The sequence below is a fragment of the Bradyrhizobium sp. Cp5.3 genome (assembly GCF_000426265.1).
Taxonomy (GTDB): Bacteria; Pseudomonadota; Alphaproteobacteria; order Rhizobiales; family Xanthobacteraceae; genus Bradyrhizobium; species Bradyrhizobium neotropicale.
This window is the reverse complement of the sequence record NZ_AUFA01000012.1, coordinates 158,927-179,089: the sequence shown is the minus strand read 5'-3', so window position 1 is coordinate 179,089 and position 20,163 is coordinate 158,927. Positions and strand designations below refer to the sequence as shown.

Sequence of the window (20,163 nt, the reverse complement as noted above, 5' to 3'; positions counted from 1 at the left end):
CTTATTCTTTGGGGAATTCCAGGCCCATCTCGCGATAGCGATCGGGATCGTCGCCCCAGTTCTCGCGCACCTTGACGAACAGGAACAGGTGCACCGGCACATCCAGGATCTGCATCAGCTCTTTGCGCGAGTCCGCGCCGATCGACTTGATGGTGGCGCCGCCCTTGCCCAGCACGATCTTGCGCTGGCTTTCGCGCTCCACGAAGATCGTCTGCTCGATGCGCACCGATTTGTCCTTGCGCTCCTCCCACTTGTCGGTCTCGACCGTGGACTGGTACGGCAATTCCTGGTGCAGCTTCTGATAGATCTTTTCGCGTGTAATCTCTGCCGCAAGCTGCCGCATCGGCGCATCCGACATCTGGTCCTCGGGATAGAGGAACGGGCCGGGCGGCACCATCTCCGCAAGGGTCGTGCGAATGTCGTCGACGCCATCGCCCGAGATCGCCGAGATCATGAAGGTCCTGGCAAACGGCATGCGCTCGTTGGCGGCCTGCGCCAGCGCCAAAAGCTTCTCGCGCTGGACCAGATCGACCTTGTTGATCACCAGTATCTTCTCGTGATTGACGCTGGCTGCCTTGGCAAGGATCGCCTCCGCCTCCTCATCGAGACCGGTCTTGGCATCGAGCAGCACGCAGACGAGATCGGCGTCATGCGCCCCGCTCCAGGCGGTCGAAACCATGGCGCGGTCGAGCCGGCGCTTGGGCGAGAAGATACCGGGCGTGTCGACCAGGATGATTTGCGCGTTGTTTTCGATGACGATGCCGCGGATCAGCGCGCGCGTCGTCTGCACCTTGCGCGAGACGATCGTGACCTTGGCGCCGACCAGCGCATTGACCAGGGTGGATTTGCCGACGTTCGGCGCGCCGATCAGCGCGACGAAGCCGCAGCGCGTCGCGGCAGGCGCTTCGCCGCTTGCTTCAGCCGTCATTGCCGCCGCCAACGCCTTCGCGTTCGATCATGACGGAGGCCGCCACCTTCTCCGCCGCGCGCTTGCTGCCGCCGATGCCTTCGGCCGGCGCCAGCCCCGGCAGGTCGACGGCGACGCGGAACTGCGGATCGTGATGCGGGCCGGTGCGCTCGACCTCGCGGTAGACCGGCGTCGGCAGTCCCTTGCCCTGCGCCCATTCCTGCAGCACGGTCTTGGGATCGCGCAGCGGCCGGCGCGGCTTGTGCATGCGTTCGGTCCAGTTGCGCTTGACGAACTCCGCCGCGGCCGCGTGGCCGCCGTCGAGGAAGATGGCGCCGATCACGGCCTCGCAGATGTCGCCGAGTACGCTCTTGCGCAGGCGGGCGTCGGCGCTGGGGCCGACCGAGCCGAGCTTGACGTCGTCGAGCAGACCGAGCGACTTGGCGACGTCGGCGCAGCTTTCCTTGCGCACGAGTTCGGCAAGCCGCTTGGACAACTCGCCCTCGTCGGCACTCGGGAAGGCGTGATAGAGCATGTCGGAGACGACGAGCCCGAGCACGTGATCGCCGAGAAATTCGAGCCGCTGGTAGCTGTCGCCGCGCTTGCGCCCGGACTTCAGCGCCGAGACATGCGTGATCGCCTGCATCAGCAGGTTCGGATCGGCAAAGCCGTGTCCGATGCGCGCTTCGAGCGCCGCGTTCGCCCCCTTGGCCTTGGCGCTCCGTGCCCGCTTCTTCTTCGCGGGTGTCTTGGGAGCAGCTTCGCCTTCAGGGCTCACTGGCGCCTCGGTCGGTTGGATCGCGATGTCCTTGGCTTCGTCTTTCATCGGACGATTTTGAAGAAGCGGTTCCATCTCACCGCCCACGGCCAGCGCCAGAACATCCAGGCATGCTCGCCTTCGGCGATGGAGAAGAAGATCATTTGCGCGCGGCCGATCAGATTTTCCGACGGTACATAGCCGACCTGGCCCAGGAATCGGCTGTCAGTGGAGTTGTCGCGGTTGTCGCCCATCATGAAGAAATGGCCGGGCGGCACGTTGTAGACGTTGGTGTTGTCCATGTAGCCGTTGTCGGCGCAGTCCAGCGTCTCATAAGACACGCCGTTCGGCAGCGTCTCCTTCCAGCGCTTCACCCGGGAGATGCCGCCGCCTTCGGAGCCGCACGGATCCTCGCCGACATACTCGCTCATGCGCTGCCGCTCGACCGGCGTGTCGTTGATGTAGAGCAGCCCGTCCTTCATCTGGATGCGGTCGCCGGGAAGCCCGATCACGCGCTTGATGTAGTCGGTCGAGTCATCCTTCGGCAGGCGAAACACGACGATGTCGCCGCGGTTCGGGTCCGAGCCCCAGATGCGCCCCGAGAACAGCGGCGGCGAGAACGGGATCGAGTAATGGCTGTAGCCGTAGGAATATTTCGAGACGAACAGATAGTCGCCGACCAGCAGCGTCGCCTTCATCGAGCCGGATGGAATGTTGAAGGGCTGAAACAGGAAGGTGCGGATCACCAGCGCAATCAGGAGAGCGTGGATCACGACCCGGATGGTTTCGCCGAGGCCGCTCTCAGATTTTGTTCCCGAAGTCACGCTCATTGCTCTCTCAATTCCGGCCGGCGGTCACAGAGCGCCCTCCTCCCGCGCATGGCCCATCGGTTCGCGGCGTAAGGAGATTGTCCTGATTCTGATAGTGAGGGCCAATTCCGGCGTAAAGCCGAATTCACCCAGGCTGATTTGCGTCCGCGGACTTTTAGACGGTTGTCGGGGTCCACGCAATCAAGGATCGCATCAAAACTGCATAAGATATTGATTTTTAATGCGAATTATAAAATGACCACCGAACCGTCAGGACTTCGCCAGCGGGACCGCGGAAATGATCACAAAGGCCTGCGCCAGGGGCCAGTCGTCGGTGATCGAAAGGTCGATGCGCGCCTCGAAGCCCTCGGGCGTCAGGGCCTGGAGCCGGGCCAGTGCCCCGCCGGTCAGCAGCATGGTCGGCCGCCCTCCCGGCATATTGACCACCCCCATGTCGCGCCACCAGACGCCGCGCCGGATGCCGGTGCCGAGCGCCTTCGAGCAGGCCTCCTTGGCCGCGAACCGCTTGGCATAGGTCGCCACCACCATCTTCTCGTTCTTGGCGCGCCGCTCGGCCTTGGCGCGCTCGGTCTGCGTGAAGATGCGATCGAGGAAGCGCTCGCCGTGGCGCTCGATCACCTTGGCGACACGCGTGATGTCGATCAGGTCGGAGCCGATGCCGATGATCATGCCCGGCTCCGGCCGCGGTCCATCGCCGCGCGCATGCCGCGGACCGTCTCGGCGAGGCCGACGAAGAGCGCTTCGCCGATCATGTAGTAGCCGATGTTGAGCTCGACGATCTCCGGCAACGCCGCGATCTTCTCCGCGGTCGCATAGTCGAGCCCGTGGCCGGCATGAACTTCCAGCCCCGCAGCCCGCGCGAGCTTCGCCCCCGCCACGATCCGCTGCCATTCGGCCTCGGCCTTCTCGGCGTGGCCGTCGACCACGGCATCGCACCAGGCACCGGTGTGGATTTCGATCACGGGCGCGCGCAGCCGCGCCGCCATCTCGATCTGCTGGGGATCCGCCGCAATGAACAAGGAGACGCGGATGCCGGCATCGTTCAGCCGCGCGATGTAAGGCGCGAGCGCGTTGTGCTGGCCGACCACGTCGAGCCCGCCTTCGGTCGTCACTTCCTGCCGGCGCTCCGGCACCAGGCATACCGCGTGCGGCTTGGTGGCGAGCGAGATGCGCATCATATCGTCGGTCGCCGCCATCTCGAAATTGAGCGGCTTGGAGATCTCGGCCTTCAGCCGCGCCATGTCCTCGTCGCGGATGTGGCGGCGGTCCTCGCGCAAATGCGCCGTAATGCCGTCGGCACCGGCCTCGATCGCGAGCAGTGCCGCGCGCACCGGATCGGGATTGCGGCCGCCACGCGCGTTGCGCAGGGTCGCGACGTGGTCGACATTGACGCCGAGGCGAAGCGGAGGAGCGGGCATTGCAGGGCTCACTTAAGTGACATTCCTCAACTCGTCATCCGCGGGCGAGCCCCGCGCATCCATCCTCTTCGAAAGATGAGTTGCCGGGTCAAGCCCGGCAACGACGAGCCTTATCCATTAACACGTTCGACGCGGGCGACGACCGCCTTCGCGCGCAACTGGGCTATGATCGCGCTCAGGTGCTTCAAATCGTAGACCTCGAGGTCGATCGTCGTCTCCGTGAAGTCGGGCGAGCGGCGCTGCATGCTGATATTGTCGATATTGCCGTCATGTTCGGCGATCACGGTGGCGATCTGGGCCAGCGCGCCGGGCTCGTTGACGTTCTCGACCTTGATGCGGGCAGGAAAGCGCTGCGGAGTGCTGTCCTCGATGTCCCAGCGCACGTCCAGCCAGCGCTCCGGCTCCTCCTCGAAATCCTTCAAGGCCGGCGACTGGATCGGATAGATCGTGATCCCCTCACCCGGTGTGACGATGCCGACGATGCGATCGCCGGGCACGGCGCCGCCATTCGGCGCGAACTTGACCGGGAGGTCGGAGTTGATGCCGCGGATCGGAATGGCGACCGGGCTGCGCGGCGCCTCGGGGACCACCTTCTCCTTGAGCTTGGCGGCGAGACCTTTCTTGCCGGCATAGCGCGCGACGCGCTCCTCCTTGTAGTCGGGATACATCGCGCGGGCGACGTCGGAGGCCTTGATCTCGCCGCGGCCGACTGCCGCCATGACGTCATCGATCGAGGCGCGGGCGAGCCGCGGCAGCGCGCCTTTGAGCTTGTCGTCGGCATATTCGATCTTGGCGCGCTCGAACAGGCGCTCGACGATGCGCCGGCCGAGGCCGGCATATTGATCGCGCACAGCCGTGCGCGTGGCACGCCGGATCGCGGCGCGCGCCTTGCCGGTGATCGCTAGCGATTCCCAAGCCGACGGCGGCGCCGACTGCGCTTCCGAGGTCAGAACCTCGACTTCGTCCCCATTCTGGAGCTCCGACGACAGCGGCGCGAACTTGCCGTTGATCTTGCAGCCCACCGCGCTGTTGCCGACGTCGGTGTGCACGGCATAGGCGAAATCGATCACGTTGGCGTGGCGCGGCAGTGCGATCAGCTTGCCTTTCGGGGTGAAGCAGAACACCTGATCGTGGAACAGCTCGAGCTTGGTGTGCTCGAGGAATTCCTCTGGATTTGCACTCTCCGACAGGATGCCGACGGTGTGGCGGAGCCAGGCAAAAGCGTTGGACTCGCGCTTGAGGAATTCGGTCGGCGAACCGGCCCCTTCCTTGTAGAAGACGTGCGCGGCGATGCCGCGCTCGGCGATCTGGTCCATCTCCTCGGTGCGGATCTGGAGTTCCACGCGCTGGTTGCCGGGGCCGATGACCGTGGTGTGGATCGAGCGGTAATCGTTCTGCTTGGGCGTCGAGATGTAGTCCTTGAAGCGCCCCGGAACCACCGGCCAGGTGGTGTGGACGATTCCGAGCGCCCGATAGCAGGCAGCCACGTCCGTCACCACGATGCGGAAGCCGAAGATGTCGGACAGTTGCTCGAAGCCGACCGACTTGCGCTCCATCTTGGTCCAGATCGAGAACGGCTTCTTGCGCCGGCCATAGACCCGCGTGCCGAGGCCATTGTGGCGCAGATTGTTGGAAAGCTGCGCCTCGATTTCGCCGATCAGATTGCGGTTGCGTTCGGCGAGCGCATCGAGACGCTGCATCACCACCGAATAGGCTTCCGGATCGAGCATGCGGAAGGACAGATCCTCCAGCTCCTCGCGCATTTGCTGCATGCCCATGCGGCCGGCTAGCGGCGCATAGATGTCGAGCGTCTCCTCGGCGATGCGGCGGCGCGATTCCGGCGGCACGAATTCCAGCGTGCGCATGTTGTGCAGGCGGTCGGCGAGCTTGACCAGGAGAACGCGGACGTCGTCGGCAATCGCAAGCAAGAGCTTGCGCAGATTCTCGGCCTGCTTGGCTTCGCGCGACACCAGCTCGAGCCGCTTCAGCTTGGTCAGGCCCTCGACCAGCGCGCCGATCTCGGGCCCGAACAGCTGGTCGATCTCGGCGCGGGTCGCCTCGGTGTCCTCGATCGTGTCGTGGAGCAGCGCCGCGACGATGGTCGCGTCGTCGAGCTTCAGGTCGGTGAGAATCGCCGCCACCTCGAGCGGGTGCGAGAAATACGGGTCGCCCGAGGCGCGGGTCTGCGAACCGTGCGCCTTCATGGCGTAGACGTAGGCCCGGTTCAGCAGGTCTTCGTCGGTGTTGGGATTGTAGGATCTGACACGCTCGACGAGGTCATACTGACGCATCATGCGCGCGCGCGGCTTCGCCGGTCGCGCTCCTGCCGGCGCCGTCGGGGCCACGGCAACCGATTCGGTTGCGGCCAGCATCTGCGTGTGTCTCCGGCGCCGATACACCATGCCTTCCTGCCTTCAGACGGGCCACCAAGACGCCCGTTGTATACACCTTAGCCCCGATCCCGCGCGGTTCCGATCAATTCGATGACAGGAAACGGCGCGATCCGCCAACGCCATGGTAACCACGAAAAGGTCAACAAAAGCAAAGGCCCGAACGCGGGTTCGGGCCTTTGATCCGATCACAAGAATTCGACGACAGCGACGGAACGATTACTCGTCCTCCTCGGGCTGCTCCTCCGGCGGTGCGAGACCCTCGAGGCCCTTCAGGAGCTCCTCTTCGGTCATGCGCTCGACGGCAACTTCGGTATCGTCGGCATCGACGCTCGCGCCCGCGGAACCGATCAGCGGCACCGTATCGGGCTCGGGCTCGTCCACCTCGACGAACTTCTGCAGGGAATGCACCAGCTCCTCGCGGAGATCCTCCGGCGAAATGGTCTGGTCAGCGATTTCGCGCAGAGACACAACAGGGTTCTTGTCGTTATCGCGGTCAACCGTTAGTTGTGAACCGGACGAGATCATGCGGGCCCGGTGGGCGGCCAGCAGGACCAAGTCAAACCGGTTGTCGACCTTGTCGATACAATCTTCTACGGTGACGCGAGCCATGGACTGTCGCTCCGCTCTGGGTGGGACCAAATATGTGGATGATGCGGGCTAGTTATAGGGGCCGGGGCGGTTTCGCAAGATCATTTTGTGATTTGGCCTCGCCAAACGGCTCTGCTACCCCCAAATTGGGGCTGGGATGGGTGGTTTTTCGGGCTACCATTGATGGCGGGCCCGGACTTATGCACCGCCGCCATAACTATACCTTGATTGCCCCGACTTCTCCGGATTTGTTTTCGACGGGACTCGGCAGCACTCTAGAACCGCGCGGACTGCCGCCGCGCCAACAATAAACGATTAATCACAACACTACGCGAGCAACTGAATGTCACCTTCTCCTACCAACAAGATCGCGCTCTTCATCGACGGGGCCAATCTCTACGCGACGGCCAAAACGCTAGGCTTCGATATCGATTACAAGCGCCTGCTGAAGGAATTTCAGAGCCGCGGGACGCTGTTGCGGGCGTTCTACTACACTGCGATCATCGAGGATCAGGAATACTCCTCGATCCGCCCGCTGATCGACTGGCTGGACTACAATGGCTACACCGTCGTCACCAAGGCGACCAAGGAATTCATCGACGCCTCCGGCCGCCGCAAGGTCAAGGGCAACATGGACATCGAGCTCGCGGTCGACGCCATGGAGCTTGCCGAGCACATCGATCAGATGGTGCTGTTCTCGGGTGATGGCGACTTCCGCTCCCTGGTCGAGGCCGTCCAGCGCCGCGGCGTGCGCGTGACGGTGGTCTCGACGATCGCCAGCCAGCCTCCGATGATCGCCGACGAGCTGCGCCGCCAGGCCGACGTCTTCACCGACCTCGTCGAGCTGCAATCCAAGCTTGGCCGCGACCCGTCCGAACGCCCCGCCCCGCGCGATCGTAGCGAGCGCGAGGCACGCCACCACGCCCCGCAATTCCTGCAGCGCGCAACCACGATGGCGCCGAGGGGCGATGACGACTTCGACGAGTGAGGCGGCCCGGTTAAGCCGCCAGGCCCCCACCGTCGTTCCCGACCGTGACTGTCCGCTCTGTCCGCGGCTGGTCGCCTTTCGCGAGGCGAACCGCACGCGCGAGCCGTCATGGCACAATGCGCCGGTCGCGCCATTCGGCGACACCAGGGCGCGCCTGCTGATCGTCGGTCTCGCACCGGGGATGCAGGGTGCCAACCGCACCGGCCGACCCTTCACCGGCGACTATGCCGGCGACCTGCTCTACGCGACGCTGATCGAATATGGATTTGCCAGGGGAACCTATCAGGCGCGGCCCGACGACGGCCTGAAGCTGGTCGGCTGCCGGATCGCCAATGCGGTGCACTGCGTGCCGCCGCAGAACAAGCCGCTGCCGGCGGAGATCAACACCTGCCGCCGCTTTCTCGCGGCGAACCTCGCGGCGATGCCGAACCTGCGCGCGATCGTCGCGCTCGGGCGCATTGCGCACGACACCGTGCTCAAGCCGCTGCAACTGAAGGGCTCGCAGGCCCCTTTCGGCCACGGCGCCGTGCATCAGGCCGGCGCGATCAGGCTTTACGACAGCTATCACTGCTCCCGCTACAACACGAACACGGGCGTGCTGACGCCGGACATGTTCCGCAAGGTGTTCGCGCGGCTGAAAGCCGACCTCGACTAGGCCCTGACCGGATCTTTGGCCGGATTGGCCTTCAGCCAGTCCAGGACATCGCCGGCGTTCCGGTCCGGCGGGAACACCGGATAGAACACTTGCGTGATGCGCGCTTCGTCGATGATGAGCGCGAGGCGCTTGATCAGCGTGAGCCCCGCAACCTCCATGGTGGGCAGATCGAGGGCGCGCGTGAGCTCCAGCTTCTCGTCCGACAGCACCGGGAACGGCAGATGCAGCCGTGAGGCCATCTCGATCTGGTAGTCATTGCTCTGCGTCGACAGGCCGAACACCTGCGCCGCACCGGCGGCCTTCAGCTCGGCGAAGAGATCGCGGAACGCGCAGGTCTGCGGCGTGCAGCCGCGCGCCCCTGGAATCATGTCCCAGTCGTCGACCAGCGCGATCTTGCCGGGCTCGCCGGTGCGCGGATAGGCGAACACCACGGTGCGCCCGCGCAGCGTCGACAGCGTCACCGAGGTATCGTCGGTCGCGAGCAGGCTGACCGGAGGCAATGCCATACCCTTCAGATGCGCGGCGCCCCCATCGTCGGCGGGTGCGGGAATCTTGCTCCAGTCGACCTCGGTCAGGCTTCTCTGATTCATCTCGCTAACCCCTCGCCCGCATCAGCCGGCCCTTCTCCCGGCCCCAGTCGCGCTTCTTCACGGTCTCGCGCTTGTCGTGCAGCTTCTTGCCCTTCGCAACCGCGAGCTGCAGCTTGGCGCGGCCGCGCTCGTTGAAGTAAAGCTTGAGCGGGATCAGCGTCATGCCTTCGCGGTCCACCGCGCCGATCAGCTTGTTGATCTGCCTGCGGTGCAGGAGCAGCTTTCGAGGCCTCTTGGGCTCGTGGTTGAAGCGGTTGCCCTGGAGATATTCGGGGATGTTGGCGTTGATCAGCCAGATCTCGCCGTTCTTCGAATCCGCGTACGATTCCGCGATCGTGCTCTTGCCGTTGCGGATCGACTTGACCTCGGTTCCGGTCAGCGCAATGCCGGCCTCGACCGTGTCCTCGATCGCGTAATTGAAGCGGGCTTTGCGATTCTCCGCCACGACCTTGATAGGACGTTCGTTCTTATCGGCCATGGCAGACAAATCCGATCGAGATGCGCATCAACGCTAACAGTTTGGACGAAGCGCGCGCGTCAAGACTTCTTGAGGAGATCGCGGATCTCGGTCAGCAGTTCGACCTCCGCGGATGGCTTCGGCGGCGCTGCCGGCGCGACCTCCTCCTTGCGCTTCAGCTTGTTCATGGCACGGATCACGAGGAACAGCACGAAGGCGATGATGATGAAGTTGATCGTCAGCGTGAGGAAGCTGCCCCAGGCCAGCACGGCGCCTTGCTTTTTCGCATCGGCCAGGTTGGCGGCGGTGACCTTCGCCGACAAGGGGGTGAAGTAGTTTGAGAAGTCCAAGCCGCCGGTGGCGGCGCCGATGATCGGCATGATCACGTCGCCGACCAGTGAATTGACGATCGCGCCGAACGCCGCGCCGATGATGACGCCGACTGCGAGATCGACGACGTTGCCCTTCATGGCGAATTCGCGGAACTCCTTGAGCATCTGCATGCCCCTCTCCTCGACGCCCATGAAAAGCTCTCCCCAAAACGCGAATGCGTCAGTTGATCAGTCCGGCGTGGACCATGGCGCTGCGCACCGCAACGCGCGTCGGCTCGGAGACCGGCACCATCGGCAACCGCAACGTCTCGTCCATCTTGCCGAGCAGAGACAACGCATACTTGATCGGCGCCGGATTGCTCTCGATGAAGAGGTTGTTGTGCAGCGGCATGAGCTTGTCGTGCAGCTTCAACGCGGTGGCGTGATCGCCCTTCTGCCAGGCTATGTGGAATTCCGAGCACAGCCGCGGCGCGACGTTGGAGGTCACCGAGATGCAGCCGTGGCCGCCATGCGCCATGTAGCCGAGGATGGTCGCATCCTCGCCCGAGAGCTGGTTGAAGTCCTCACCCATCGCCGCGCGCTGCTGCGACACCCGCACCATGCTGGCGGTGGCGTCCTTGACGCCGGCGATGTTCTTCAGGTCCCACAGCCGCTTCATGGTGTCGACCGACATGTCGATCACGGAGCGCGGCGGGATGTTGTAGATAATGATAGGAATTCCAATCGCATCATTGATCGCCTTGAAGTGCTGGTAGAGCCCTTCCTGGGTCGGCTTGTTGTAGTAGGGCGTCACGACCAGCACGGCGTTCGCGCCCGCCTTCTCGGCGTGCTGCGCGAGCTCGATGGCTTCCTTGGTCGAGTTGGAGCCAGCGCCGGCGATCACGGGCACGCGCCCCCTGGCCTCAGCAATGCACCATTCGACGACCTTCTTGTGCTCGTCATGGCTGAGCGTCGGGCTCTCGCCGGTGGTGCCGACCGGGACGAGACCGTTGGTGCCCTCGGAAATCTGCCAGTTCACCAGCGAGCGAAACGCGGCTTCATCCAGAGAGCCATTCTTGAACGGCGTGACCAAGGCGGTGAACGACCCCCGGAATTTCGACTTGGCTGCCATGGACTTCCTCCGTACGCGGCTGGCTTTAGAGCAAGCCCCATACATATCGGGTCTATCCCGCCCGTAAAAGGGCCGCTTCCGCGTGACGCACCGTTTAGGCCGCGATTTTGCCGCGGTGGTGGTGCAAACCCGCCCAAAGTAAGCGGCTGTTGGTGATTTGTCCGCATATTCAATCGAATACTGCTAGGTCTTGAGCCACTTGACTGATTCGGGGCGACGAAACGCCGTGACTTTCTTTCCTCGTGCCACATGGCGATCCGCCGGTCTGGTCGCATGCCTGATGGCAGGGCTCTCGGTCGGTTGTGCCGCCTGGGCCAAGTCCAATGAGGCGCCCCCTGACGGGGCCAAGGACACCGTCAAGGAAACCGCGAAGCAAACCCCTAAGGAAACCACGAAGGGGCCCTCCAAAGGATCGGCCAAGGGAACAGGCAAGGGAACAGGCAAGGACGCAGCGAAGGGAACGAGCAAGGGAGCCGCTAGCGCCCCCGCCAAGGATGCCGCGAAGAAGCCGGCCAAGGATGCCGGCAAGGAACCCGCAAAGGACAAGCACAAGCCTACGGCAGCGGCCCCCGCGCCAAAATCACGACCGACCGCCAACGGTTCACCCCCCCAGGCCACTCCTGCGACGGCCACCGTCCGACCTGCCGCCCCGACCGCCGTCAGACCTGCCGCTGCCCCTGTGCTGGCTCCGGCGACCCGCCAGCACGCGGCGCCGCGCAAGCCGGTGCTGCCGGCCGCGGTCGCTGCGACGTCGTCGACCTCGCAAGGTGACAAGGACACGCTGGAAAATGTCATCGAGCTCGTGCGCAAGCGCCGGTCGGGCGATGCAACCAACGCCGAAGCGGCCATCTCCGACCCCGTCGCGCGCAAACTTGCGGAATGGATCATCCTGCGCAGCGAGGACAATGGCGCGAGCGTGGAGCGCTACCGCGTCTTCCTCTCCGCCAATCCGAGCTGGCCGTCGCAGACCTTCCTGCGCCGGCGCCTCGAGGCCGCGATGTGGGACGACAGGCGCGACGATTCGGTTGCGTGGTCGTGGTTCGAGAACGAGTCGCCAATCTCCGCCAAGGGCCGCTTCTCGCTCGCCAAGGCGATGCTGGCGCGCGGCGACCGCGCCAACGCCGAGCGGCTGGTGCGCGAGGCCTGGCGCAGCGATCCGATGTCGGAGGACACCGAGAACAACGCGCTCGACCAGTTCGGCGCCCTGCTCACGCCGGGCGACCAGAAGGCGAGGATGGACTCGCTGCTCTACGGCAGCGAGCACGAAGCCGCGCTGCGCGCCGCCAAGCGCCTCGGCGCCGGCTATGTCGCGCTCGCCAAGGCCCGCATCGCCTCCTACAGAAAGGCGCCCAACACGCGCGCGCTGCTCGAGGCGGTGCCGCGCGAGCTGCACGGCGATCCCGGCTACATCTTCAGCAAGATCCAGCTCCTGCGTCGCGAGGAAAAGTTCGCGGAAGCGGCCCAGCTCATGCTGTCGGCGCCGAAGGATCCGAACCGGCTCTACAATCTCGACGAATGGTGGATCGAGCGGCGCCTGCTAGCGCGCAAGATGATCGACACCGAGGAGTTCCGCAGCGCCTATCTGATCGCGCGCGACGCAGCGCTGCCCTCGCGCGACATCTACAAGACCGAGCAGGAATTCACCGCGGGATGGATCGCTCTGCGCTTCCTCACCGATCCCTCGACCGCCGCCCAGCATTTCGCGCGCATCGGCGTCGGCAGCGTCAACCCGACCACGCTGGCGCGCGCCGGCTATTGGCAGGGCCGCGCGGCGGAAGCCATGGGTCGCCAGCAGGAGGCGCGCAACGCTTATGCGCGGGCGGCCGAGCAATCGACCAGCTATTACGGCCAGCTCGCCCGCGCCAAGCTCAGCCTGCCGCAGATCGCGCTGAACAGCGCACCGCACGGCCGCGGCGCCGAGCGGCTGGAGATCGTGCGCGCGGCGCAATTGCTCTACGAGCTCGACGAGCGCGAGCTCGCGGTACCGATGCTCGCCGACATGGGCGAGAACGGCGACCCCGAGGCGCTTGCCGGCCTCGGTGAGCTCACCCAACGCTACAGCGACGCGCGCGGCATGCTTCTTGTCGGCAAGGCCGCGCTCAATCGGGGCCTGCCGTTCGACTTCTACGCCTACCCGGTCAACGGCATTCCGCAGTTCTCGCAGATCGGCCCTGAGGTCGAGCGCAGCATCGTCTATGCCATCGCGCGGCAGGAAAGCGCGTTCAATCCGTCCGTGGTCTCGCCAGCGCAGGCGTATGGGCTGATGCAGGTGACGCCGGATGCCGCGCGCTATGTCTGCAAGCGGCATGGCGCGACCTACGACCTGTCCCGGCTCAAGAACGATTCGGCCTACAACGCAACGCTCGGCGCGGCCGAGCTCGGCGGACTGCTCGAGGACTATCGCGGCTCCTACATCATGTCCTTTGCCGCCTACAATGCCGGCCGCGGCAGCGTGAAGAAGTGGATTGACCGCTACGGTGATCCGCGTGACCCGAAGGTCGATGCGGTCGACTGGGTCGAACTGATCCCGTTCTCCGAGACGCGCAACTACGTGCAGCGGATCATGGAGAATCTTCAGGTCTACCGCGCCCGCTTCGGCGGCGGCACGCGCCTGCAGATCGAGGCCGATCTGCGCCGCGGCACCGGCAGCGTGGAGTAGCGCCGCCCTACCCTATATGCGCCGCCCCGGGCCGATAGGGGGCCGCCCCGTGGAAGCGGCTGCCGCTCCCGGTCCGAATGGTTGAGCCCGGTCGAACGCGATCTTCACGCCGCCCCTGGAAGCGAGGGATTTGAGAGCGGCGAGCTGTTGCCCGGCAGATCGGCGACCGCGGCCAGGCCGCCCATCGAAGGGCCAACGCGTTGATTCTCTCCAGCCACGACGGTCGCAGCCTCAGTCGTTCGCAGGCAAATATCGGAACGGCCCGCAGATGGACGATCGCCGTCGTGGATTCAGGAAGCCTCGACTGTACGCAGAGCGAGGTGGCTCGACATGCAGCCCCGTCGGAAGACCATGTTCCGGCAGCGCCTGCGGATAAAGGTAGCTTCGGGCGCGATCCAAACCGGCAAGCCTGCGCCTTCCGCAGCGATCGAAGATACCGCCTCATCTCTGAGCGCGTTCGGCCCGCGACGGGCTCTCGGTGCGGTCCTGCGCAACCCGGCGAGGGCATCAACCTGGTGCGCATCTTCGCGGTGCCAGCAAGCTCAGACCGGCAAAGAAAAACCCCGGCGGTTTCCCGCCGGGGTTCTCATTCAGATCGTTAGACCGGAATTACCAGTTGCGCTGAGCGCGGAGGAGCAGGGTGAAGGTGTCCTGGTCCTTGAGCTCGTACGTAGCGACCGGCTTGGCCGGGACAGCGGCGATCGCCTGCGGGGTGATGAAGCCCGAGTACTTCTGGTCCAGATGGCTCCAGGTGAAGTCTGCCGAGAAGGTCAGGTTCTTCACAGGAGTCCAGCGGGTGATGATACCAGCCTGGCCGATGTTGAAGTCCGGGTTACAGGTCGAACCAACCGAGGCGATCGTCCCGAAGACAGTAGCGCCGCAAATCGTCGACTTGGCCAGCGTGCCGAACTGAGCCGCCGCGTAAGCACCGTAGACCGAGGTGTTCCAGTACGGATCCCAGTTATGGGTGTAAGCACCACGGAAGCCCCAGGTCTTGACCGTCTCCTGGCTGCTGCCGTTGATGAACACCGTGTCAGGGGCCGACGCAAAGCCGACGCTCTGATAGGCCGAACCCGAGCTGCCGAACATCGCGAACGTGCTGCCCGCGAGGTTCTGGAAGTTGTAGCGGGTCGCACCATCCGTGTAGACGCCCGACACGTTGATCGTGTCACCCGCGCCGGTCGGGATGTTCTTGATCGACAGAGCGAGCTGGACCGCCCAACCCCACTTGTCGTCGGGGTGGCCAGAGATTTCGGTCTGCTGGTAGTAGGCAACGTGGTTGTCCTTCGCGGCCACCGACGCCTGGAACAGACCCCAGGCCTGGTCGACACGAACCATACCGACGAGGTTCGGCGAGCGCGTGCCGCCGATGCTGCCGGTGTTGCCGATCGAACCCTGGAACAAGCCGAAGCCGCCAGTCGCACCTGGAGTGATGTTGATGTTACCAGCCTGATAGTACTGGGTGACGTCTTCAGCCGAGAACGAGGCCGTCACGCCCTGACCGAAGTCAGCGGTGTAGGTGAACTGGTTGACACCAGTGACCGTGCCGGAACCACCGACGAGACCGTCGAAGTTGTTGCCCGGATAGTTGGTCCAGGGAGCGTCGAACTGCGACACCGCCTTACCCATCGTGAAGCCGGCGAACTGGATGAAGGCGTAGTACACGCCGAGCGAACCGCCCGAGGTGTTGCCGTCGGTGCCGTTGACCGAGCCCGAGCCCGAGCCGAACAGCGACACCGGGCTGGCAGCCGTGCCAACCGGGTTCGGACCAACGCCGAGCGTGCCGCTATACTGGGTCGCGCCAGAGCCGCTGTTGGTGCCGACGTAGTTGCCGGTGGTCCAGGAGAACACGCCGTCGAAGAAGGTACGGACGACGCCGTACTCGGTCGCGGTGCGCGTGTCGATGTTCAGATCTTCACGAGCGCGCATGGTGTAGTAGTTCGTCAGACGGTTGCGTGCACCGTTCGCACCCTGAGACGAGACGTTGAACTGGCCGCTGATGTCCGAGTTGGTGTTCAGCGCGACTTCAGCGCGCAGATAACCACCCAGCTTGATGCAGGTGTCAGTGCCCGGGATGTAGTAGAATCCGGCACCGTACAGGGAGCAGATCTTCACGTATTCGACCGCTTTGGCCTTCACGGGGAGATCGGCTGCCTGTGCTCCGCCAACGGCGATCAGACCCGCCGCTGAACCGAGCAAAAGGCTCTTAACCAACTTCATGTTAAACCTCCAAGTTGCTCTATAGGGAAGGTTCCGGATCCGCTGGGTGAAACACCCTAAGGTAGGTTCCCTTGTCCCTTTAACTCACCGCTTAGTCGCTTCGCGCCTTCGGACACACCCGCATGAACGCGAGGGACTGAAGCGAACCACCTAAAACGGGACGACCTCGGGATGCCCCCCTCCGTCGCTCAGTCACAATTACCGAACGTCCTTGCACACACAACAACAGAACGCTCCGAAACGGGCCTATGAAGCGTGTTTTCCGACGGGTGTTGCACAAATAACACGCGGTTGTGATCGAAGCACCTCGCCAACGTATTGGTCTTACTCATCTTTTTCAGACGGTTCCATTTGTCGCCAAAATTCCGACGCACCGCTCCATAGGCGGAGCCACCACCGTATTGCGGTTCTGGCGCGATCGAATCGTGGAATCGATGAAAGGACTCAGCAGAGCGCGGAAGGCCCCAAAGACGGCCGCGATGAACGCGCGGAGTTCCCGGAACGCACAAGGTCACGCGCGGCAGGACATCTCTATACGGACCGGGAGGATGCGATATCGACCGGAAGGATGGGCCGGGATGCCGCGAGATCGATTCGGGGTTCAGACTTGGCATCTTGTCTGGCGGAGACAGAGTTCGCTCGACGAAGCAAATTTCTCGAAGAATTCAGCTATTTCTGATCTTTACCCACACTTTGACTCATACAACGCCGAGGATTGGCGCGACCTGCCCCTTCCAGACAGCGGACCGCGACTGGCTCAGCCGCCGGTTCGTCACGGGCAGGTGCTGAGGACCCTTAGGCTGTTTGAGGCGGACTCCCCTAGCGGCCCCTACCCGCGGGATACATCCTGGTAAACATCACCGCGCATCTCAAGCAGCGGGCTCGATCCGAAGATCGGCGGCAATGAGCAATTTCTGTTCGGGATGCTGATCGGCGCGGTCCTGACGGTCTGCGCCTATTGGGCCGCATTCTCGCCTTGCGGTTAGCTGCTCGACGGCACCCTTGAGCCTCCATCCGCATTTCTATTCATTACCAATTGTGCGAATCTGCAATTGACTACCCGCGCCGGTTGAGTATCGATACTCTGGGGCTGGGGCGCCATCTTTCGTTTTTGTGAGTGCGATCTGTTGTTTGGCTGTCCCGGCTTCGTTTTTCTGGAAGCCAGCGGGACATTCATGCTCAAGGAATTCGTTCAGGCCTCTGAATCACTGATCTACAACGACGCCACCATGTACAGTGTTGCGGCCGTCGGGCTCTGCGCCTTCGTCGGCCTCTATTATCTGGGCGACTACCTCTTCTGCGATCGAGAGCCCGAAGGATCTGCGGCATCGGAGACCGGCGACGGCATTTAGGCCGGCTAGCTCACATCGCCGGATAGATGCACATGAACGTCACGACGGCCCAGACATTTGGGCATTGGTCACACCTGCGCCTTGCGTGGTGAGCACCGCAGCGCTGGTCGAGTTCTGCACCGGCTGGAGCCGCTGACCGTTCGCCGAGCTGGGGCGCCAACATCGCTGGCGCGCGGGATTAGTGTATATTCAGGAGACACTCTAGGCAGAGCAAGACCAGATTGATGAAGTGCGCTGAAAAGGAATTGCCGCTTGAGATATTACGTTGCTGGGGTGGGAATCCTGATTGCCGGATTGACCCTTTACTTGGCATCCCTCCCGCCCCCGGTGATGCCGACTTGGAGCTCTCAAGGTTCGTTGGTCTGCCCGGCCGGGTACCACTTCTACCCCATGCGGCGCCTTTGTAGCGTGATCAAGGAGACGCCTGCAATTATAGCTCTCACATGGGCGCTCGCAGCAGCAATCGTATTTCCGCCTCTCTTGGTCATCTATCGCGGTTTGTTGTCTCTGGTTGACGAAACGTCGAACTGAGAGCTACGCGCCATAGTGCTCGGGCGCTTGAGGCCAACGGGGAGCTTCGCTCGATCTCAAGTCGCCGGGTACATGCAGGTGAAGGTCACCGTCAGGCCGGAGCGATTCTCCTCGGTTCGGCACGCCGACGCACGAGAACCGTGTGCCGCAGCCGTTGGCCGCTCGCTTCTGTATGTTGGTCGGGACATTCTCGAGGAAGATGAAAACCGACTTGCCCTGGACTGGCGCGGTAGTATCGCCACCGAAGTACAAGCCATCGCCGCGCCAGTTGATCGACCGCATGTCGCGCACACGAACGCGCGTCGCGCTGATGCAGTAGAGTCCTGCGCAGCTCCCGAGGCTGGTGGGCTGGTCGGCGCGATTGCCGTCGAGCGTGCCGCCATAGATGTTGACCGTGTCGATTGGACCGCCGAGTTGCCTGGTCGGGCCGCAGACCAGACCGGAAGTCGAGGAGTTGACGCTGCTGGCGGGCCCACTCACGGCTTCGACGAGCGTCCAGGTTTCTAAAGGAGCCCAGACCCATCTCCCGCGCCAACGGCTTCCCCAGCGAGCTCGTGTGCCCGTTGAAGCGATACCGGAAGATCCACGACTTGGAGATGCGCTCCTTGCCGTGTCCCCCTTGACCTGCAGATAGAGCCCACCGCCGTCGCCCTGCATCCCGGGCTCTTTCGCCTTGGTCACTTCAAGGGCCGTAAGCTTTACCCCCTCCTGCACCCACACTGGAACCGCGAATTTAGGCGAATGACGCAAATGATCAAGAATGACCTTTGCCAGGAAATGCTATAGATTCAGAGGGTTGGCGAAGGATGGCGAACAACGCGCTGGCGGAGACGGAGGGATTCGAACCCTCGATAGGCCTTTACAAGCCTATAACGGTTTAGCAAACCGCCGCCTTCAGCCACTCGGCCACGTCTCCAATACGGCGGGTATGCCCGACACAGCGGCGAGCCGCAAGCGGCAGATTCGCATCGGCGGATTTCTTTCACCTGAAAGCTGGCTGTGCGCCTTTCAGCCCGGGAGCTGCGCGCCAGTCCGGCCGCGCATTGCCCTGCCCCATATGGGATGTCGGAATCTAGCGACGGGATCGCCAGATGCGCCAATACAAGGGTGAGATCAGCACCGCCTCGCCGGCCCAGACATTGAACCACACGCCGGATTTGCGCCGGCATGGAAAGGTCCAGGGCACGACGCCCGTCTTCAGCCGCCCAAGTTCCAGATCGCAATCCTCTGGCGCGATCTGAATCGGCAGCCATCGGCCGCTGGTGTCGGTATCACCCATGCCACCCGATCTAGTCGGCGGCACGCGCCTTGAACTTGATTCAGGGCAACGAAGTCAGCCCGTGAAACCACGGACCTCCGTGCGTTTCTCCAGATCAGTGCATGGAGACCCACGCCCTCGCCTCGCGCTGAGCCGCGGAGATTTCGGCTTCCGACATCTGCCCGGCGACTTCCTGGCGCAGCGCGATGGCGTCCTTGCGGCCCTTCAGCGCGGCAAGGTTGAACCATTTGTGCGCGGCGACGAGGTCGACGAGGCCGGAACGGCCGCTCGCCCAGTACAGTCCGCGCTCGAACAGCACGTCCGACAACGCGCTCGCGTCGATCGGCGTCGCCGTCTCCAGATCGAAAGTCCCCTGAAACATGTCGCATCCCCTTTTATCATTGTGCCGCCTCGTTCCCCCGAGCGCGGCTCCCGTCCAACTCTGATTTGCATGATCCTTCCCGGAAAACCGGAAACCCACTTTTCCGGGATCATGCGCTGTTCAACTCGTCCCCATGCCGTTTGCCGGCTTGTTGGAGGCGATGATGACGGGCAATTTTGAATGGCAGTTTAAGTATCGCGATGAAGGGGACGTAAACGCGAGCGCGCGAGACCCTTGAGGCGAATGCAAGAAGTCCGCGATTCGCAGGCACTTCTGCGATTCGTCAGACTTGGTTTACCCTGCGATGTTCGGATAACGATAACCATCGTGCGCGGTCGGAAGCGCGAGAGGCAACCGCGCAGCGTGTGCTCATTGCCGGCGAAAGCGGGGAATCCGCGACGCCGAGGCGCTTCAGCGAGACAACGACCGAATTCTGGAAGAATGGGACGCCCGGCCCGGGCGACAGCGCCAGCACACGGGGCGCGACGATCATGAGGCGACGATCGCCTGCTCACTGGCAAGCGGTACCGCGCGTCGTATCGAGATGTCGGGAAATGAAATGCCGGCAGGATCCCGGCTCAGGGGAACGAGGGCGTCGGCGAACACGTCAGGACCAGATTCCACTTTGGCCCGAAGGCCGCTTGTGAAATTGCGGAGCCCCTTGAGGGAAACCGCACCGAACGAAGAAAACTCGTTTCTTCTGCCGGGCCGGACTTTTGCGAGCGAACTCGCAAG

General features: G+C 63.5%; 19 protein-coding genes and 1 tRNA gene. 4 read left to right on the top strand and 16 right to left on the bottom strand.

Annotation, left to right across the window (positions count from 1 at the left end):
• Position 1: 1 nt before the first annotated feature.
• The 7 genes from era to rpoZ all read right to left on the bottom strand — a co-directional run bounded on the left by era (position 2) and on the right by rpoZ (position 6,914).
• Positions 2–928, bottom strand: a complete 927-nt coding sequence (era, locus tag K289_RS0119880) for a GTPase Era (protein WP_027553135.1) — start codon at positions 926–928, stop codon at positions 2–4.
• Positions 918–1,733, bottom strand: a complete 816-nt coding sequence (gene rnc, locus K289_RS0119875) for a ribonuclease III (RefSeq protein WP_027553134.1) — start codon at positions 1,731–1,733, stop codon at positions 918–920. Before rnc ends, era begins: the two co-directional genes overlap by 11 nt.
• Positions 1,730–2,494, bottom strand: a complete 765-nt coding sequence (gene lepB, locus K289_RS0119870; protein ID WP_027553133.1) for a signal peptidase I — start codon at positions 2,492–2,494, stop codon at positions 1,730–1,732. The genes rnc and lepB overlap by 4 nt, the downstream gene beginning before the upstream one ends.
• Before the next feature lie 249 nt (positions 2,495–2,743).
• Complete coding sequence (gene acpS, locus K289_RS0119865) at positions 2,744–3,163, bottom strand: holo-ACP synthase (protein WP_027553132.1); 420 nt, start codon at positions 3,161–3,163, stop codon at positions 2,744–2,746.
• Positions 3,160–3,912 carry a pyridoxine 5'-phosphate synthase gene (locus K289_RS0119860; protein WP_027553131.1) on the bottom strand — a complete coding sequence of 251 codons (753 nt, stop codon included), beginning with the start codon at positions 3,910–3,912 and terminating at the stop codon, positions 3,160–3,162. Before K289_RS0119860 ends, acpS begins: the two co-directional genes overlap by 4 nt.
• 110 nt (positions 3,913–4,022) lie before the next feature.
• A complete protein-coding gene (locus K289_RS0119855; RefSeq protein WP_027553130.1) occupies positions 4,023–6,314 on the bottom strand; it encodes a bifunctional (p)ppGpp synthetase/guanosine-3',5'-bis(diphosphate) 3'-pyrophosphohydrolase in 2,292 nt (763 codons plus the stop codon).
• Between the two features lie 207 nt (positions 6,315–6,521).
• Positions 6,522–6,914, bottom strand: a complete 393-nt coding sequence (gene rpoZ, locus K289_RS0119850) for a DNA-directed RNA polymerase subunit omega (protein ID WP_027522935.1) — start codon at positions 6,912–6,914, stop codon at positions 6,522–6,524.
• A 322-nt stretch (positions 6,915–7,236) separates the two neighbouring features.
• On the opposite strand from rpoZ, the gene K289_RS0119845 reads away from it, so the two are divergent.
• A complete protein-coding gene (locus K289_RS0119845) occupies positions 7,237–7,881 on the top strand; it encodes an NYN domain-containing protein (protein ID WP_027553129.1) in 645 nt (214 codons plus the stop codon).
• Positions 7,862–8,536, top strand: coding sequence for a uracil-DNA glycosylase (locus tag K289_RS0119840; protein WP_027553128.1), 675 nt, complete (start codon positions 7,862–7,864; stop codon positions 8,534–8,536). The genes K289_RS0119845 and K289_RS0119840 overlap by 20 nt, the downstream gene beginning before the upstream one ends.
• On the opposite strand, the gene K289_RS0119835 is transcribed toward K289_RS0119840, so the two are convergent.
• Genes K289_RS0119835 through dapA form a run of 4 tightly spaced genes read right to left on the bottom strand, consistent with a single transcriptional unit; the run spans position 8,533 to position 11,026 of the window.
• Positions 8,533–9,126, bottom strand: a complete 594-nt coding sequence (locus K289_RS0119835) for a peroxiredoxin (protein ID WP_027553127.1) — start codon at positions 9,124–9,126, stop codon at positions 8,533–8,535. The genes K289_RS0119840 and K289_RS0119835 overlap by 4 nt on opposite strands.
• 4 nt (positions 9,127–9,130) lie before the next feature.
• Positions 9,131–9,604, bottom strand: a complete 474-nt coding sequence (gene smpB / locus K289_RS0119830; protein WP_027553126.1) for an SsrA-binding protein SmpB — start codon at positions 9,602–9,604, stop codon at positions 9,131–9,133.
• Positions 9,605–9,663: 59 nt separating this feature from the next.
• Entirely contained in the window at positions 9,664–10,080 is a 417-nt protein-coding gene (gene mscL, locus K289_RS0119825) for a large conductance mechanosensitive channel protein MscL (protein WP_027553125.1), read from the bottom strand.
• 55 nt (positions 10,081–10,135) lie between these two features.
• Entirely contained in the window at positions 10,136–11,026 is an 891-nt protein-coding gene (gene dapA, locus K289_RS0119820) for a 4-hydroxy-tetrahydrodipicolinate synthase (protein WP_027553124.1), read from the bottom strand.
• 280 nt (positions 11,027–11,306) lie between these two features.
• On the opposite strand from dapA, the gene K289_RS0119815 reads away from it, so the two are divergent.
• The gene (locus K289_RS0119815; RefSeq protein ID WP_035685220.1) at positions 11,307–13,685 is read left to right on the top strand and encodes a lytic transglycosylase domain-containing protein; all 2,379 of its coding nucleotides are present in this window, start codon (positions 11,307–11,309) and stop codon (positions 13,683–13,685) included.
• Positions 13,686–14,294: 609 nt separating this feature from the next.
• Here the strand turns inward: K289_RS0119815 and K289_RS0119805 are convergent.
• Positions 14,295–15,905 (bottom strand): porin, encoded by a 1,611-nt coding sequence (locus tag K289_RS0119805; RefSeq protein WP_027553122.1) that lies wholly within the window; start codon positions 15,903–15,905, stop codon positions 14,295–14,297.
• Positions 15,906–17,080: 1,175 nt separating this feature from the next.
• Here K289_RS0119805 and K289_RS0119800 point away from each other — a divergent pair.
• Positions 17,081–17,257, top strand: coding sequence for a hypothetical protein (locus K289_RS0119800; RefSeq protein ID WP_156918071.1), 177 nt, complete (start codon positions 17,081–17,083; stop codon positions 17,255–17,257).
• Between the two features lie 534 nt (positions 17,258–17,791).
• Here the strand turns inward: K289_RS0119800 and K289_RS51635 are convergent.
• The 4 genes from K289_RS51635 to K289_RS0119780 form a co-directional block, all read right to left on the bottom strand.
• Positions 17,792–18,445, bottom strand: coding sequence for a hypothetical protein (locus tag K289_RS51635; RefSeq protein ID WP_198024741.1), 654 nt, complete (start codon positions 18,443–18,445; stop codon positions 17,792–17,794).
• A 165-nt stretch (positions 18,446–18,610) separates the two neighbouring features.
• Positions 18,611–18,704 (bottom strand) — tRNA-Ser (locus K289_RS0119790).
• A gap of 156 nt (positions 18,705–18,860) precedes the next feature.
• Positions 18,861–19,067: a hypothetical protein gene (locus K289_RS0119785; RefSeq protein ID WP_027553119.1), complete on the bottom strand. Its 207-nt coding sequence runs from the start codon at positions 19,065–19,067 to the stop codon at positions 18,861–18,863.
• Between the two features lie 94 nt (positions 19,068–19,161).
• Entirely contained in the window at positions 19,162–19,428 is a 267-nt protein-coding gene (locus K289_RS0119780) for a hypothetical protein (protein ID WP_027553118.1), read from the bottom strand.
• Positions 19,429–20,163 lie beyond the last annotated feature (735 nt).

Excerpts from the sequence above, each read along its gene's own strand:
- era (WP_027553135.1), bottom strand. The coding sequence starts at position 928 with ATGACGGCTGAAGCAAGCGGCGAAGCGCCTGCCGCGACGCGCTGCGGC.
- rnc (WP_027553134.1), bottom strand. The coding sequence starts at position 1,733 with ATGAAAGACGAAGCCAAGGACATCGCGATCCAACCGACCGAGGCGCCA.
- lepB (WP_027553133.1), bottom strand. The coding sequence starts at position 2,494 with ATGAGCGTGACTTCGGGAACAAAATCTGAGAGCGGCCTCGGCGAAACC.
- acpS (WP_027553132.1), bottom strand. The coding sequence starts at position 3,163 with ATGATCATCGGCATCGGCTCCGACCTGATCGACATCACGCGTGTCGCC.
- K289_RS0119860 (WP_027553131.1), bottom strand. The coding sequence starts at position 3,912 with ATGCCCGCTCCTCCGCTTCGCCTCGGCGTCAATGTCGACCACGTCGCG.
- K289_RS0119855 (WP_027553130.1), bottom strand. The coding sequence starts at position 6,314 with ATGGTGTATCGGCGCCGGAGACACACGCAGATGCTGGCCGCAACCGAA.
- rpoZ (WP_027522935.1), bottom strand. The coding sequence starts at position 6,914 with ATGGCTCGCGTCACCGTAGAAGATTGTATCGACAAGGTCGACAACCGG.
- K289_RS0119845 (WP_027553129.1), top strand. The coding sequence starts at position 7,237 with ATGTCACCTTCTCCTACCAACAAGATCGCGCTCTTCATCGACGGGGCC.
- K289_RS0119840 (WP_027553128.1), top strand. The coding sequence starts at position 7,862 with ATGACGACTTCGACGAGTGAGGCGGCCCGGTTAAGCCGCCAGGCCCCC.
- K289_RS0119835 (WP_027553127.1), bottom strand. The coding sequence starts at position 9,126 with ATGAATCAGAGAAGCCTGACCGAGGTCGACTGGAGCAAGATTCCCGCA.
- smpB (WP_027553126.1), bottom strand. The coding sequence starts at position 9,604 with ATGGCCGATAAGAACGAACGTCCTATCAAGGTCGTGGCGGAGAATCGC.
- mscL (WP_027553125.1), bottom strand. The coding sequence starts at position 10,080 with ATGCTCAAGGAGTTCCGCGAATTCGCCATGAAGGGCAACGTCGTCGAT.
- dapA (WP_027553124.1), bottom strand. The coding sequence starts at position 11,026 with ATGGCAGCCAAGTCGAAATTCCGGGGGTCGTTCACCGCCTTGGTCACG.
- K289_RS0119815 (WP_035685220.1), top strand. The coding sequence starts at position 11,307 with ATGGCAGGGCTCTCGGTCGGTTGTGCCGCCTGGGCCAAGTCCAATGAG.
- K289_RS0119805 (WP_027553122.1), bottom strand. The coding sequence starts at position 15,905 with ATGAAGTTGGTTAAGAGCCTTTTGCTCGGTTCAGCGGCGGGTCTGATC.
- K289_RS0119800 (WP_156918071.1), top strand. The coding sequence starts at position 17,081 with ATGCTCAAGGAATTCGTTCAGGCCTCTGAATCACTGATCTACAACGAC.
- K289_RS51635 (WP_198024741.1), bottom strand. The coding sequence starts at position 18,445 with ATGCAGGGCGACGGCGGTGGGCTCTATCTGCAGGTCAAGGGGGACACG.
- K289_RS0119785 (WP_027553119.1), bottom strand. The coding sequence starts at position 19,067 with ATGGGTGATACCGACACCAGCGGCCGATGGCTGCCGATTCAGATCGCG.
- K289_RS0119780 (WP_027553118.1), bottom strand. The coding sequence starts at position 19,428 with ATGTTTCAGGGGACTTTCGATCTGGAGACGGCGACGCCGATCGACGCG.